Below are 15,197 nucleotides of genomic sequence, written 5' to 3' on the forward strand. Positions count from 1 at the left end.
GCCATGGCTACAATCGAACGGATCGACGCCCATCAGCACTATTGGGATCCCGCGCGCAGCGATTACGGCTGGCTCACGCCTTCGATGACCGCGCTGTATCGTGCGTTCGGACCCGCTGATCTCGCGCCGCTGCGCGCGTCGTGCGGCGTGGCGCGCACGGTGGTCGTGCAGGCTGCGCCGACTGTCGAAGAAACGCGCTGGCTGCTCGATCTTGCGCGCAACGAGCCCTCGATCGCGGGCGTGGTGGGCTGGGTGCCGCTCGACGACCCGCACGTCGCCACGCTGATCGCCGAACTCGCGCGCGAGCCGAAGCTACGCGGTGTGCGCCCCATGCTCCAAGACCTGCCCGACGACGACTGGATCGAGAATGCCGATACCGCGCGAGGCGTGGAAGCGCTCATCGCACACGATCTAGCCTTCGACGCACTCGTTTTCACGCGCCATGCGCATGCGCTTGCGACCTTTCTCGCGCGCAATCCTGCGCTGCGCGTCGTGATCGATCATGGCGCGAAGCCGCCAATTGCAGACGGTGGCGAAAACGGTTACGCCCCATGGTCGCAGGCCATCTCGCGGTTCGCGCGATTTCCGCAAGTGCACTGCAAGCTTTCCGGGCTCGCGACCGAAGCCGCGCCTGGCTGGAACGACGCCACGCTCGCGCCGTGGGTCGCGCATCTGCTTGCCGCGTTTGGGCCGCAACGCCTCATGTGGGGTAGCGACTGGCCGGTGCTGAACCTCAATGCCGATTACGTACGCTGGCACGCGAGCGCGCAACAGCTCACACAGACACTTTCCGCTGACGAGCGCGCCGCCGTATTCGGCGGCAACGCGGCGGCTTTCTATCGGCTTAAAACCGGGCTCGGAGACCATCCAGCCGGTTAGAAAACGTCCGCCGAACGCCACGAGGCGCGCCTGCGTCGCCATAATGGCCGTTTGCGTCATCCCAACTTCTTCCCGCGATTTCATCGCTCGATCGCGGCATGGGGGCCTGCTGCAATACGGGGTATCGCCGTGCCGCGCTTCCAACCGGAGTGGCAGATGGTACAAAGACTGGCCGGCAAGACGGCCTTGATCACCGCGGCAGGCCAGGGCATCGGCTACGCGGCCGCCGAACTGTTCGCCCGCGAAGGCGCACGCGTGATCGCCACGGACCTGCGCATCGACGCGCTTGCGGCGCTGCCGGTCGAGGCGCGCAAGCTCGACGTGCTCGACGGCGCGGCCATCACGGCGCTCGCGCAGGAACTGGGCGCGATCGACGTGCTGTTCAATTGCGCGGGCTTCGTGCACGCGGGCTCGATACTGGAAGCGAGCGAAGAAGACTGGGACTTCGCGTTCGATCTGAACGCGAAGGCGATGTACCGGACCATCCGCGCCTTCCTGCCGGGCATGCTGGCGAAGGGCGGCGGGTCGATCATCAACATGTCGTCGGCGGCGTCGAGCGTGAAGGGCGTGCCCAACCGCTTCGTGTACGGCGCCTCGAAGGCCGCTGTGATAGGGTTGACGAAGGCCGTGGCCGCGGACTTCGTGACGCGCGGCATCCGCTGCAACGCGATCTGCCCGGGCACGGTGTCGTCGCCGTCGCTGGAGGAGCGCATCGCCACGCAGGCGGCGGCGCAGGGCACGAGCGTGGACGCGGCGCGCGCCGCGTTCGTCGCGCGCCAGCCGATGGGGCGCGTGGGCAAGCCCGAGGAAATCGCGGCGCTCGCGCTTTACCTCGCCTCTGACGAATCCGGGTTCACGACCGGCCAGGCGCATGTGATCGACGGCGGATGGTCTAACTAGTTAGCCCCGACATTCGCCCCAGGCGATTCTGACCGACTGCAACGCACAGACACACGAGGAACACAGACGATGAAACTGCTTCGCTATGGCCCGAAGGGCCACGAGAAACCGGGCCTGCTCGACGCCGAAGGCCGCATTCGCGCGCTCTCGGGCAACGTGGCCGACATTGCGGGCGACGTGCTCTCGGACGCCGGCCTCGCACAACTGCGCACGATCGATCCGGAAACGCTGCCGCTCGTCGAAGGCAATCCGCGTATCGGGCCCTGCGTGGGCCACATCGGCAAGATGGTCTGTATCGGCCTGAACTATGCCGATCACGCCGCCGAGTCGGGCATGCCGGTGCCGAGCGAGCCGGTCGTCTTCAACAAGTGGACGAGCGCCATCGTCGGCCCGAATGACGACATCGAGATCCCGCGCGGCTCGAAGAAGACCGACTGGGAAGTGGAGCTGGGCGTGGTGATTGGCAAGCACGCGAAGAACGTGAGAGAGGCCGATGCGCTCAACTACGTGGCGGGCTACTGCGTGATCAACGACGTGTCCGAGCGCGAATGGCAGATCGAGCGCGGCGGGCAGTGGGACAAGGGCAAGGGCTTCGACACCTTCGGCCCGACCGGCCCGTGGCTCGTCACGCGCGACGAAGTGGCCGATCCGCAGAACCTCTCCATGTGGCTCGAGGTCGACGGCCATCGTTACCAGAACGGCAGCACGCGCACGATGATCTTCACGGTCGCGAAGCTCGTTTCGTATCTCTCGGAGTGCATGAGCCTGCAGCCGGGCGACGTGATCTCCACCGGCACGCCGCCGGGCGTGGGCATGGGCGTGAAGCCGAACCCTGTGTTCCTGAAGGCGGGGCAGACGGTGCGCCTTGGCATCGAGGGCCTGGGCGAGCAGCAGCAGAAAACGCGCGCGGCAGAGTAAGCGCGCTTGAAGCACGAAAAAGCGCGCGAGGGGAGGCGGGAGAGACCCGCTTCGCCTCGCGCGCTTTGTTTTGCGGCGCGGGCTTCTCAGTTCGCCGGACTTTTCTCTTCCGGCCCGCTGCCTTCCGCGAGCCGGTTCACCGTCCCCTGCGCGAGCGCCACGAGCTTTTCGTCGCCGTTTTCCATCACGTACACGCTGCACTGGCAGGTGGCCTGATGGCGCCCCGCGTGCACCACGCGCGCCCGCGCCATCAGCGTGCCCTTGAGCGCCGGGCGCAGATAGTTGATCTTGTATTCCCCCGTCACCACCCGCGGCCCGAGCGCCAGCGCGCCGGCGAAGGTCAGCGCGTTGTCGGCGAGATAGCTGATCACCCCGCCATGCACGTAGCCATGCTGCTGCTTGAGTTCGTCGCGGACGGGCAGACGCAGGGTCAGCTCGTCGGCGCCCACGTGTGTCAGTTCGGTTCCGAGCAGCACGCTGAACGGTTGGGCATGCAAAGCGCCGCGCGCGCGGTCCACAAGATCTGTCATCGTCGCATTCCCTGGGTCTATCCCCGAGTGGTTTCCTAACCACTGTAGGAAGCCTCAGCGTCGAGTCAAGGTGAATCGAACCGAGTCGGCCATTCTATTGTTGCGAGAAATGCAGGGAATGGCCGCGCGACCATTGCTGAAGTGATCCGTTACGCATTTTGGGGCGTTTTTTCACGGTTTATTCACCGTTTAGGGCTCAAAAACCGGGTTTGCGTGGCCGTAAACGCAGTGCGGGCCCGAGCGATCACATGCTCGAGCCTCACTCATTCACTGCCATCCCAGGTGTCCCCGATGTTCAGCAAGATCAAGGTCGCATCCGGCCTGTTGTGTGTCCTCGTCGCGTTCTGTGTACTGCAGCTCGTGACCGCAGGACTTGGTTACTGGTCGCTTACACGCACGCACGACGACGTGGCCGACCTCTCGAAAGTGGCGTTGCGGCAGGCGAGCGCCGCCAACGTCATCACCCAGCAGTTGATGGACGCCCGTATCAATCTCTCGCGCGCGGGCACGCGCATGGTCCGCGGCGGCACGGTGCCGACCGACATGGTCAATCACGCGCGCGACCAGCTGGCCGCCGCCGACACCACGTTTGCGGCGCTCATGGCCGTGCCGCCGATCAACGACGACAACCGCGCGCGCGTCGCCGCGCTCGGCGAGCGCTACCAGGTGTACCGCAAGGCGCTCGGCGAACTGATCGACGACCTCAACGGCAACAATCTGCAGGCCTTCCTCGACCAGCCGACGCAGTCGTACCAGGACGCCTATCTCGCTGAACTGCACGCCTTCGCGCAGTTCAGCGCCGCGGCGAGCCGCGCATCGCTCGATTCGATCGACTCGCGTCTCGCGCTCTTCCAGGGCGTGGGCATCTTCATCCTGGTCCTGCTGATCGCACTCGCGACCGGCGTGCACCTCGCGCTGCGCCGCGGCGTGGTGGAGCCGCTCGAGGAAGCGGGCCGCCATTTCGAACGCATCGCGCGCGGGCGCCTCGACGAGCGCATCGCGGCGCGCGGCGAGAACGAGATCGGCCGGCTGTTCCAGGGCCTTGCGCTGATGCAGGCGAGCCTCGCGCGCACGGTCCACACCGTGCGCGAAACGGCGGGCTCGATCAACGTGGGCGCCGACGAGATCGCCACCGGCAACGCCGATCTTTCGGCGCGCACCGAATCGCAGGCGGCGTCGCTGGAGCAAACGGCGGCGAGCATGGAGGAACTGACGGGCACCGTGCGCAACACAGCCGACAACGCGCGCGAGGCGAACGCGCTGGCGGAGGCGGCGCTCGACGCGACTGCGCGCGGCGGCGCCGTGGTGGGCGAGGTAGTCGAGCGCATGCGCGGCATTGCGCAAAGCTCGGACAAGATCGCGGAGATCATCGGCGTGATCGACGGCATCGCGTTCCAGACCAACATTCTCGCGCTCAACGCGGCCGTGGAAGCGGCGCGCGCGGGTGAGCAGGGCCGGGGTTTCGCGGTCGTGGCGGGCGAGGTGCGTGGACTCGCGCAGCGCAGCGCGCAGTCGGCCAAGGAGATCAAGACGCTGATCAGCGAGTCGGTTTCGCAGATCCGCGGCGGCTCGGAACTGGTGGAGCGCGCGGGCGAGTCGATGCGCGAGGTGTCGAACTCGATCTCGCGGGCTACGCAGATGATGGCGGGGATCAGCGCCTCGTCGCTCGAGCAGAGCTCGGGCATTGACCAGGTGAATCAGGCCGTCTCGCAGATGGACCAGATGACCCAGCAGAACGCGGCGCTCGTCGAGGAAGCCGCGGCTGCCGCGGCTTCGCTGCATCAGCAGACGCGCCAGCTTTCCGAGGCCGTGGCCGCGTTCGAGATTTCGCCGGCGGTGCTGGCGGCCTAAGCGACTTGAGCGGTCCGGGCGCCACGTGGGCGGGCTTGCGCCCGCCTGCGTCGGCGCTTCGCGTGGTTGCGCCTCAGACGCCCATGCCCTGATAGGCGGTCAAGAGGTGATACGGCGTCGTGGACGGCATGTCCGCGCGCGCCACGTCGCCGTTTGCGCTGCGGCATTCCACCCAGCCCTGCGGCGTGAGAAAGCGCGGCGCGAAGCGCCCGATCTGCGGCGCGAGCGCGGCGCGCACCGCGGCGTCGCCGTGCGTGGCGAGCGCGCGCAAGTATTCCGTCTGCGCCCAGATGCGCTGCGTCGCATCAGTCACATGACCGTGCTCGTCGAGCGCGGCCGCCACGGCTCCCGTTTCCGGGTCCACGCCGTGCTCCTGCGCAAAGGCGAAGGCGCGCGCGAGCGCCTCGTCCAGTCCCGACGCGCCCAACCGGGCGCCCGCGCGCGTTGCCAGCCAGAACCATTCGAACTGATGTCCGGGCTCGAGGCGGTTATCCGCCGCGCCGATCGGCAATTCGGCGATACAGCCCGTCGGCGCGTGCAGGAAGCCGCGCGCGAGCGCCTCGACGAGACGCGTGATCGCCGTGTCGAACGCGCTGTCGCCGGTCGCCTCGCTCGCGGCGAGCCAGGCTTCGGTGAGGTGCATGAGCGGATTCTGCAGCGGGCCGCCGGTGACGCTCGCAAAGGAAACGTCGAGCGCCGCATTCAGCAGGCCGTCGCGGGCCGCGAAGCGGTCGACGATCAGCGAGGACGTTTCGCGCGCGACGTCGAGCGCTTCGGCCGCGCCGAAGCGCTGGCCGTAGGCCGCGGTTGCGAACACCACGAAGGCGTGCGTGTAGAGGTCCTTGGTGGTGTCGAGCGGCGCGCCGGCTGCGTCGACGCTATAGAACCATCCGCCGTGCTTCGGGTCCCGATAAGTGTGGCGCAGCGTTTCGAAGAGCGTTTGCGCGTGCGCGGCGTCGCCGGCCTGGGAGAAGACGAAGAGCTGGCGGGCGCATGCCATCGCGCGGTAGCGCATGACGGGCAGCGGCTGCGCGCCGGCCGCATCGAGCGCCTCGTAGGGCAGGCGCAGTTCGGCATTGAAGCCCGGGCCGCGCCACATCGGCAGGACGACGCGGTCGAAATGCTCGCGCAGGCTGGCTGCGCTCGTAGGTGTGTTCATGGCGAAAAGGTGCGGCGGAGCGCGTCACTTCAAATGAGCAATGCCGGCGATTGTACGCATTCGCAAACTGCGCGGGACATTCCAGTCTGCCGCAGCGCGCTCGCGTATTTGCGCGACGCTGCGCCGCTTGCCCGACGTGAAGGAATTTCGCGAGGACGGCGCACCGGGTTGACTGCGCAAGGCGTTGGTCGATGCCGGCTGGGTAAGTCGGGGCAGAGCCCCTGGCGGCGCGTTCCGGCGTGCGACAATGCGCGTTCGAACCAGAACACGAGGACGTCGCCAAGCGGCCGTGACCGGCCGGCGCGCGACGCGAACCGCATCGCTGACCCATGGCTGATTACGCAGATACCGCATCCTTGAGCTCTTCGCATCCCGAACGCAACGCGCCGTGGCAGCCCCGCGCGACGTCTGCGTCGTCCAACGTGACTGAATCCCCGCCTGCTGTCGAATCCGATGCTCCGCACGCGCTTGCCGGCGAGGACCTCGCCGCCGTGGCCGAAGCGGATGCCGCTGTGCGCCAGGGAACGCTGAGCGGCTTCGAAAGCGCCGAGCCTGCTCGAGCGATGGCCGCGCTCGCCGAGGAGGCCGGCGCGGCGAGCCCCGTTGCGGGTGCAACGACTGCGCGCCGCGCGCCGCGGGCGAAACGTGCCGCGGCGTCTGCCGTGGCCGAAGCGGTGGCGCCGGGCATTGGGGCGGTGCAGGACCCGGCAGCCGCAGCCTTTGTTGCCGAGCCGTCGTTTGCCGCCGACTCTGCTGAGCGCGTGGAACCCACTGGGTTCGCTCCCGAAGCGGCTCAGACGGCCACTGAGCCGGACGCGCTGACGCAGCGCCTCGACGCGCTCCAGGGCGCGCTCGCCGAGCAGCGCCGCATGGCGGTCGCCTCGTCGCGCCAACAAAAGTGGGTGGTCGCCGCCGCTTCGGTGGCGGTGCTCGCATCGGTCGGTTTCGGGATCGCGCAGTCGGTGCGGCTCGATAGCCTCGCAAACGAATCCCGCGCCGACGAGGCCCGCCTCGAGCAGTTCATCCTGAAGCAGCAGTCGACGCTCGACGAGCTGTCGCAGCGCGTTGCCGCGCAAACCGCCGCTGCCACCGCGGCCGCTGCCGCTCCCGCGGAAACCCCGGCGGCGCCAGCACGCGTGTCGTCCAGGGCGGCGCCCGCCAAGGCATCGCCCGCCCCCGCACGCCATGCAGCGGCGCATGCCGCGCGTGCGGCTCACGCGAAAAGCGCCCAGAAAGCCACGCGCTGACCGGCTTCGCCCCGCGATCCCGCCCCTGTATCCGAAAACTCGATGCGTTGCTTTGTTGCAACGCATCGAATGCGCTCGACCCCGTGCGACGGCGCGTCGCAGTTTTTTTGCTGCGCTGCACTAGCGTTGCCCTAGGGAAAACCCTATAATTCGTTCTGTCCTAGGGAAAACCCTGAATTGCAGCCTAACTGGGAGTCGCCATGAGCTTCATCTTTGCCCTGTTCCAAAAGGTGAGCGACCTCTTCGCGTCGCCGTATCTGCCGATGGATTCGGAATACTCGTACGAAGCGCGTCACCGCGAAGCCGAGCGCGTTCGCCGCTCGCACTACATGCCGTTCGGCATGCCGCGTGACTGATCGAAGCTGAAGCGCTTCGGACGGCGCGTGCCGTCCAACGCGTTTCTCCGGTCAGACCGCCAGGTCTTCAAGCAAGGCCGGCTCTCGCAAGAGAGCCGGCCTTGCTGCGTTTTGGGGCGGTTGCAAGCCTCTGGCGTGACGGCAGCCGCGCGCGGCTCGTGTCATAGTGATGCCGCATCGAAATCGCTACGCCTCATCATGTCCAATACCTACTTCTACGATCCCGCCCAAGGCCATGGCCTGCCGCACGATCCGTTCAAGGCGATCGTCGCGCCGCGCATGATCGGCTGGATCGCCAGCCGCGCGAAAAGCGGCGCGCTCAATCTCGCGCCCTACAGCTTCTTCGGCGCGTTCGCCACATTTCCGCCGATCATCGGGTTCTGCAGCGAAGGCCGCAAGGACAGCATCAGCAACATCGAAGAGACCGGTGAGTTCGTCTGGAATTTCACCTCAAAGGCGCTGGCGCCGCAGATGAACCGCACCTCCGCGCCGGTCGCTGCCGATATTGACGAATTCGCGCTCGCGGGCCTCACGGCCGCGCCGGGCCGCAGCGTCGCGGTGCCGCACGTGGCGGAGTCGCCGGCCGCGCTCGAATGCAAGCTGCTGCAGGTCGTGCGGCTCAACACGCTGGACGGCGCGCCGATGAACAACTGGCTCGCGCTGGGGCAGGTGGTGGGTGTGCACATTCGCGAGGAATTCCTGAAGGACGGCCTGTTCGACACGCACGCCGCCCAGCCCGTGATGCGCGCGGGCTATCGCGCCGACTACGCGCAGATCGGCGAGATGTTCCAGATGGTGCGGCCGAGCGCGTAAGCCGCTGCGCGCTTCGGGATGAACGGGTCGCGGCGTTGCCGCGTCCCGCCCGCCCGCCGATAATGGCCCGACAGCGCGAGGCGCGCAGGGAGGCAATCCATGCAATCTCCGACGGGATCGGTGGTGGCGCTCAGTTCTGCCGCCTCCACGATGTTTTCGATCGGCATGATCGCGCTGGCCTACTGGGGGCTGCACGAGCCTTCGGCCTGGCGCATCGGCGACCGGGTGGTCGTCGGCATCGCGCTCGCGGGCTTCGCGTGCCTCGGCAGTGTGCCCTGGCTCGCCACCTCGCCCGCGAAACCCAACGACGAGTCGCGCTTCCTGATGGCGCGCCGCGCCTTTCTCTGCGGCGCGGTTGCCGTGTGGGTATCGATCGCGCTATCGCTCCTGTTGTGACCGGAAGCGTGATCAGAAGCGGGCGCGCAAGCCTACCGTCCCCACCACCTGATTGGCCGTCGTAGACGCGCCGCCCGCCGTGTTGATGAACGCCACGTAGTTGTGTCCCGAGGCGTGCTGGTACATGGCCTCGCCGTAGAGGTCGGTGCGCTTCGAGAGGCGGTACACGACCTGTGCGTCCACCTGGTTCCACTTCGGATCGGCGCCGAAGGTGGTCGTGTTGCTCACGTGGCCATCCGTGAAGGTGTAGGCGAGGCCCAGGCTCCACGCCGGGTTCAACTGATACTTCCCGTTCACTTCGTAATTGTTGAAGCTCATGTCGCCGCCCTGCGAGCCGAACGAGATGGTGCCCGCGTACTCGCTACGCGTGAACACGAAGCCTGCCGTAGCCGGCCCGAACGTGTAGTTGATGCCGCCGCCGAACGAACGCAGGCGGTCGGCGCCGAGTGCGAAGCCACCCTTGCCGTTGGCCGTCGATTCCGCGAGATCCACCGCGCCCGGGCTGCTCGCCGTCGCGCCCTGGGTGCCGTTCAGCTGCAGATAACCGGCCGCGATGGCGAGCGGCCCGTTGGTGTAGCTCGCGCCGAAGCTGTAGGCGCGGTTCACGGCGAAGTCGGTCTGGTTCGAGAACGCGTACAACGCGCCGAACTTCAGGCCGCTATACGTGTTGCTCGTGAACTTGACGGCGTTGCTCATGCGCAGCGAGTGGTTCAGGTTGTCGTTGTCGAACGGATGCGCGAAGCCCGTGTCGCCGAAGGTGCCCGCCGTGGCAGAGAGCGGCGCGACGAAGTCGACGAGCGAGTCGTACTGGCGGCCGAGCGTGAGCGAGCCGAACTGGTCGCTCGCGAGGCCCACGTAGGCCTGGCGGCCGAACATGCGGCCGTCCTGGCCCAGCTTGCCGTTCTGCACGTTGAAGCCGTTTTCGAGCACGAAGACCGCATGCAGGCCGCCGCCCAGGTCCTCGCTGCCGCGCACGCCGAAGCGGCTGCCGTTCACGTTGCCGCTCGTTGCCTGCCAGAGCGCGCCGCCCGACTTGCCGCTCGCGACGTTATTCGTGTACATGATGCCGGCGTCGATCAGGCCGTAGAGCGTGACCGAGCTTTGCGCGTGGGCCGCGGGCGCGGCGAGCGTGCCGAGTGCGCCGAGCACGGCGGCAGCGGTGGTGAGCGAGAGGGGGTTCTTCATTCGCGGTTCCTGTAGCGTTGTTGTTTCGTGGCGTGTGCAACAGCGACAGGAGTGTAGGGAGGGAAAGACTCCGGAAAAACCGGCTGTGACTGGAGAGGATTCTTCCTCGATCTGGAAGGATGATTTCATCTCCCTGTCATAAATCGAGTCAGGCATCGACTCAGGCGATCGAGGGCTTGCACCTGGCGGGAAGCAGGAGCGGCCTTGCGAGTTTGGTACGATTCACGCTTTGCCAGCCGACCCTACCTGCCGCGTGAAGCGTTACGTGCCGTTGATCCGCGATCGAATCGCGATGTCGTTGTCCCGCCTGAAGCCCGCTGCCGCGCGGCTGGGCGGGTTTGTTCGCCCGCTGGGGGCGCGTGCGCTCCATCATCTGCGGCATCCCACGCGGCGCGGCGTGCTCATGACCATTGGCGCGTTGCCGGCGCTCGTCTTGCTCTACGTGCTCGTGCTGATTCCGTTCACGCCGGGCATTGGCGACATCCGCAAGGCGCGTGTGGACGAACCGGCCCAGATTCTGTCCGCCGACGGCAAGGTGCTCGCCGAGTTCAAGCCCTCGAACCGCGAATGGGTGCCGCTCGCGCAGATCTCGCCGCACATGGTCGATGCGCTGATTTCCACCGAGGATCACCGCTTCTACGAGCACCACGGCATCGACTTCAAGCGCACGGCGGGCGCGGCATTGCACACGTTCTCGGGCGAGCGCCAGGGCGGCTCGACCATTACGCAGCAGCTCGCGCGCAATCTCTATCCCGATGAAATCGGCCGCGCGCCCACGCTCACGCGCAAGATCAAGGAAGCGATCACGGCGTTCAAGATCGAGGCGGTGTATAGCAAGCAGCAGATTCTCGAGACGTATCTGAACACGGTGCCGTTCCTCTACAACGCCTACGGCATCGAGATGGCGGCGCGCACCTACTTCGGCGTTTCGGCGGATCAGCTCGACATTCTGCAAGCCGCGACGCTCACCGGCATGCTCAAGGGCAACGCCTATTACAACCCGGTGATCAACCCTGAGCGCGCGCTCGCCCGGCGCAACACCGTGCTCGGCCAGATGGTGAAGTACGGCAAGCTCAGCGAGGCGCAGTACGCCGCGCTCTCGAAGAAGCCGCTGCGCCTCGACTTCGAGCGTCAGACCGAGCCGCCCGGCCCCGCACCGCACTTCGCGCTGCAACTGCGCAAATGGCTGATTTCGTGGGCCGACCGCAACGACTACAACATCTATTCGGATGGCCTCGTGGTGCGCACCACGATCGATTCGCGCCTCCAGCAGATGGCAACCGCCGCGCTGCGCCAGCATACGAACCAGCTGCAGGGCATCGCCAACGGCGCATGGAGCGGGCGCAACGGCTGCGTGGCCGGCAACGACCTGTTCGCGACCTTCATGCGCGAAACGCAGGACTACAAGAGCGCACGCGACGCGGGCGCGAACGACGCCGACGCGCTCAAGCAGCTCGCTGGCGACCGCACCTTCATGCGCAACCTCTGCAAGAGCAAGACCGCGGTGGAGGCGGGCTTCCTCGCCATCGACCCGCGCAACGGGCAGATCAAGGCGTGGGTGGGCAGCCGCGACTTTACCGACGAGCCGTTCGACCACGTGCAGCAGGCGCGCCGTCAGCCCGGCTCGACGTTCAAGCCGTTCGTGTACGGCGCGGCCTACGCGGCGGGCGCGAAGCCGAGCGACACGTTCATCGACCAGCCGGTGGAGATTCCGCTGGCGGGCGGCGAAATCTGGAAGCCGACCGACGACGTGCCGCCCAGCAATCGCCCGATGACACTGCGCGACGCGATCGCGTTCTCGCGCAACCGCATCACCGCGCAGCTCATGCAGACGGTGGGCCCGGACAAGGTTGCGCGGCTCGCGCGCGCGATGGGCGTGCGCGACAGCCAGCTCGACCCGGTGCCGTCGCTTGCGCTCGGCACGAGCCCGGTCACGTTGAAGGAGATGGTCTCCGCGTACAGCACCATCGCCAACGACGGCGAGTATCTCGAACCGCGCATGGTCACGAGCATCGAGGACCGCAAGGGCAACGTGCTCGCGCAGTTCGAGAGCGCTTCGCCCGAGCGGGCGCTTTCAGCGGAGGCGGACCGCACGCTGCTCGACACGATGCGCGACGTCGTGAACCGCGGCACGGGCTCGGCCATCCGCACACGTTTCGGCATTCGTGGCGACGTGGCGGGCAAGACCGGCACGACCCAGGGCAATACGGACGGCTGGTTCATCCTGATGGACCCGCAACTCGTGGCGGGCGCGTGGGTGGGCTTCGACGACGGCCGCGTGACGCTCGACGACTACTGGGGGCAGGGCGCGCGCAGCGCGCTGCCGATCGTCGGCGACTTCTTCCAGCGTGCGTTGCGCTCGCGCCTCGTGGATCCGCGTGCGCGCTTCGACACCGAGGTGACGCCGGGCGCGTTCGAAGCCTTCCGCGAGAAGCTGCGCGCGTGGATGGACAAGCTGTTCGGCAAGCACGAAGCGCCGCCTCCGGCCCCGCCGGTGCGGCATGCGCCGCCGCCGCGCGTGAGCGCGCCGGCACCGGCCTCTGTGCCTGCTGTGGCTTCGGCGGCGGGGGCATCGGCACCTGCGGAGGCATCGGCGCCGTCTGCCGCTTCGGCGGCGGCCGCAGAGTCCGCCGCGCGCGCGATCATGGGCCTGCCGCCGATCATCGGGCCGTCCAGCGCGCCGGCGGCGCTTGCCCCGCAGCCTTCGTATCCGGCGCAGGCGCCTGCGCTTGCGCCGACCCCGACGCCCGACGAGGCGGACCCTGATACGCCGGGCGCGAGCGCGAGCTACACGCCGCCCGCGGCGCAGCCGCAGGGGCAATGAGCGCGGCCTCGCGCCGTTAATAAAAAAGGCAGCGTCTTGCGACGCTGCCTTTTTTATTTGTTGGGCACTGCGCATCATGCCCTGAAGGTGCTACACGTGCGTTACTCGCGCACCTTGAATACGGAAACGAGTTCGGCGAGCGCTGCCGCATGCTCGTTGAGCGCGGCGGCGGCGCGCTCGGCGTCGCCCACGAGCGCGGCGTTCTGCTGCGTCGCCGCGCCGATCTGCGAAACCGCGATATTCACCTGCTCGATGCCGCCCGACTGTTCGCGCGAGGCTGTGCTGATCTCGCCGATGATCGAGCGCACTTCATCGACGCGCGCAACGATGCCGCGCATGGTCGTGCTCGCTTCACCGGCGATACGGTAGCCCGTCTCGACCGTCGACGACGATTCGGTGATCAGCGCCGAGATTTCCTTCGCGGCCGCCGCGCTGCGCTGCGCGAGCGCGCGCACTTCGCTCGCGACCACCGCGAAGCCCTTGCCGTGCTCGCCCGCCCGCGCCGCTTCCACGGCCGCATTGAGCGCGAGGATGTTGGTCTGGAATGCGATGCCGTCGATCACGCCAGTGATCTCGGCGATCTTCTGCGACGCGCGGCTGATGTCGTTCATCGTTTCCACGACGCGGCTCACGGCGCGCCCGCCGTCGAGCGCGGCTTCGGCTGCGCTCGTCACCACGGTGTTGGCGCGCGTCGCGTGGTCGGCGTTCTGCTGCACGGTGGAGGTGAGCTCTTCCATGCTCGCCGCCGTCTCCTCCAGGCTGCTCGCCTGGCTCGCGATACGCGAAGCGATCTCGCCGCTGCCTTGCGCGATGCGCGAGGTGTCCTCGCTCATCTGCGCCGTGGCGCTGCGCACCTGCGCGACGATCTGCGCGAGGCCTACGCCGATGCCGTCGATGGCGCGCGTGAGGCGGCCGATCTCGTCGGCGGCCGCCGTGCCTTGCGCGTTCGCTGCATCGCCATGTCCGATGCCGTTGCGGCTGTTGTTGCCGATGCGCACCGTGAGGTCGCCCGCGGCGAGCTGGCCGGCGGCTTGCGCGGCGGCGTCGAGCGGCCGGCTCACGAGGCGGCGCGCCGCGTAGATCGACAGCGCCGCGAAGAGCGCGACCAGCACGAGGCCGATGGCCGCGAAGCGGTCGCGCGTGGCGTTCACTTCCGCCATGATCTCGTCGCGCACGGCGACGCCGCCCACGAGCCATTGCCACTGCGGCACGCTCACGAACGAGACGAACTTCGCGCGCGCGTCGCCCTCGCTGCGTGTCGAGTCGGCGGAGGTGTAGTCGAGCGTGCCTTCGCGCGCTTCGAGCATGCGCGACCAGGGCGCGTCGGCGTCGTCGTAGTGCTTGCCGACGGCGCTCGGGTGGACGAGGAAGGTGCCGCGCGTCGGGCCGTTCGACGCGTCCATCACGAAGTAATAGCCGCTCTCGCCGATCTTGAGCTTGGCGATCTCGCTCTTGAGCGCGTCGATCTGCGCGCCCACGTCCACGCCGACGAAAAGCGCGCCGATCACGTGGCCGCTCGCGTCGAGAATCGGCTTGTACTGCGTGATGTACTGCTTGCCGAATAACTGCGCGAGGCCGGTGTAGGTGCGGTTGGCCATGATCGGGCCATACGCGGGGCCCTTGCGGTCGAGCAGCGTGCCGATCGCACGCGAACCGTCCTGCTTCTTGAGCGACGTGGTCACGCGCACGAAGTCGTCGCCGCTGCGCGCGAAAACGGTGGCGATTTCGCCGCTGCGCGCGAGAAACTGGTCGGGGATCGTGAAGTCCAGGTTCAGCACGTGGTCGCCGGACTTGAAGACCGGCGTGGCCTTGCCGCCAATGTCGACCGTTTGCGTCGCGTCGAGCGCGAAGGCGCCGGGCAGGAAGCTCTCGAAGAGCTGCATGGCACGGTCGACTTCGGCTGCGAGCGCGCCGTCGATGAGCGAGATCGACGAGGCGACCGACTGGTCCTTTTCGGCAATGCGCGTGCGCACCTGTTCGCCGACCTGGGTCGCCGCCGAATGCGTGATCGCCCACGTGAAGGCGGCAAATATCGCTGCGACGAGCACGCACGATAGCAAGGCGAGGCGTACGCCGACGCTCGCGCGGCCTGATAAGCGTGAAAGCATGAAATCGGTTCCGTAATAGAGCTTGTGAGGA

General features: G+C 67.6%; 13 protein-coding genes. 9 read left to right on the forward strand and 4 right to left on the reverse strand.

Annotated features, from left to right (window positions below; genetic code table 11):
* The first annotated feature begins 3 nt into the window (after window positions 1-3).
* The 3 genes from M3A49_RS29630 to M3A49_RS29640 all read left to right on the forward strand — a co-directional run bounded on the left by M3A49_RS29630 (window position 4) and on the right by M3A49_RS29640 (window position 2,697).
* Window positions 4-879 (forward strand): amidohydrolase family protein, encoded by an 876-nt coding sequence (locus M3A49_RS29630; protein WP_266232177.1) that lies wholly within the window; start codon window positions 4-6, stop codon window positions 877-879.
* Window positions 880-1,035: 156 nt separating this feature from the next.
* A complete protein-coding gene (locus M3A49_RS29635; RefSeq protein WP_028202869.1) occupies window positions 1,036-1,779 on the forward strand; it encodes an SDR family oxidoreductase in 744 nt (247 codons plus the stop codon).
* A 69-nt stretch (window positions 1,780-1,848) separates the two neighbouring features.
* Complete coding sequence (locus tag M3A49_RS29640; RefSeq protein ID WP_266232178.1) at window positions 1,849-2,697, forward strand: ureidoglycolate lyase; 849 nt, start codon at window positions 1,849-1,851, stop codon at window positions 2,695-2,697.
* Between the two features lie 86 nt (window positions 2,698-2,783).
* Here M3A49_RS29640 and M3A49_RS29645 read toward each other — a convergent pair whose 3' ends face one another.
* Window positions 2,784-3,227: a PaaI family thioesterase gene (locus M3A49_RS29645; protein ID WP_254356425.1), complete on the reverse strand. Its 444-nt coding sequence runs from the start codon at window positions 3,225-3,227 to the stop codon at window positions 2,784-2,786.
* Between the two features lie 291 nt (window positions 3,228-3,518).
* On the opposite strand from M3A49_RS29645, the gene M3A49_RS29650 reads away from it, so the two are divergent.
* On the forward strand, window positions 3,519-5,078 hold the full coding sequence (locus tag M3A49_RS29650; protein ID WP_266232179.1) for a methyl-accepting chemotaxis protein: 1,560 nt from the start codon (window positions 3,519-3,521) through the stop codon (window positions 5,076-5,078).
* Between the two features lie 73 nt (window positions 5,079-5,151).
* Here M3A49_RS29650 and M3A49_RS29655 read toward each other — a convergent pair whose 3' ends face one another.
* A complete protein-coding gene (locus M3A49_RS29655) occupies window positions 5,152-6,237 on the reverse strand; it encodes an AGE family epimerase/isomerase (RefSeq protein ID WP_266232180.1) in 1,086 nt (361 codons plus the stop codon).
* Between the two features lie 422 nt (window positions 6,238-6,659).
* Here M3A49_RS29655 and M3A49_RS29660 point away from each other — a divergent pair, with 422 nt between their 5' ends.
* From M3A49_RS29660 to M3A49_RS29675, 4 genes are all read left to right on the forward strand, one after another.
* Window positions 6,660-7,484: a hypothetical protein gene (locus tag M3A49_RS29660; protein ID WP_266232181.1), complete on the forward strand. Its 825-nt coding sequence runs from the start codon at window positions 6,660-6,662 to the stop codon at window positions 7,482-7,484.
* A 200-nt stretch (window positions 7,485-7,684) separates the two neighbouring features.
* Window positions 7,685-7,840 carry a hypothetical protein gene (locus M3A49_RS29665; protein ID WP_165822904.1) on the forward strand — a complete coding sequence of 52 codons (156 nt, stop codon included), beginning with the start codon at window positions 7,685-7,687 and terminating at the stop codon, window positions 7,838-7,840.
* Between the two features lie 198 nt (window positions 7,841-8,038).
* A complete protein-coding gene (locus M3A49_RS29670; protein ID WP_266232182.1) occupies window positions 8,039-8,653 on the forward strand; it encodes a flavin reductase family protein in 615 nt (204 codons plus the stop codon).
* Between the two features lie 99 nt (window positions 8,654-8,752).
* Window positions 8,753-9,049 (forward strand): hypothetical protein, encoded by a 297-nt coding sequence (locus M3A49_RS29675; protein WP_254356430.1) that lies wholly within the window; start codon window positions 8,753-8,755, stop codon window positions 9,047-9,049.
* 12 nt (window positions 9,050-9,061) lie between these two features.
* Here the strand turns inward: M3A49_RS29675 and M3A49_RS29680 are convergent, their stop codons facing one another.
* A complete protein-coding gene (locus M3A49_RS29680) occupies window positions 9,062-10,234 on the reverse strand; it encodes a porin (RefSeq protein ID WP_266232183.1) in 1,173 nt (390 codons plus the stop codon).
* A 292-nt stretch (window positions 10,235-10,526) separates the two neighbouring features.
* Here M3A49_RS29680 and M3A49_RS29685 point away from each other — a divergent pair, with 292 nt between their 5' ends.
* Window positions 10,527-13,058, forward strand: coding sequence for a penicillin-binding protein 1A (locus M3A49_RS29685; protein ID WP_266232184.1), 2,532 nt, complete (start codon window positions 10,527-10,529; stop codon window positions 13,056-13,058).
* A 101-nt stretch (window positions 13,059-13,159) separates the two neighbouring features.
* Here the strand turns inward: M3A49_RS29685 and M3A49_RS29690 are convergent, their stop codons facing one another.
* Window positions 13,160-15,166, reverse strand: coding sequence for a methyl-accepting chemotaxis protein (locus M3A49_RS29690; protein ID WP_266232185.1), 2,007 nt, complete (start codon window positions 15,164-15,166; stop codon window positions 13,160-13,162).
* Between the last annotated feature and the right edge of the window lie 31 nt (window positions 15,167-15,197).

The organism is Paraburkholderia sp. CNPSo 3076 (assembly GCF_026343935.1).
Taxonomy (GTDB): Bacteria; Pseudomonadota; Gammaproteobacteria; order Burkholderiales; family Burkholderiaceae; genus Paraburkholderia; species Paraburkholderia nodosa.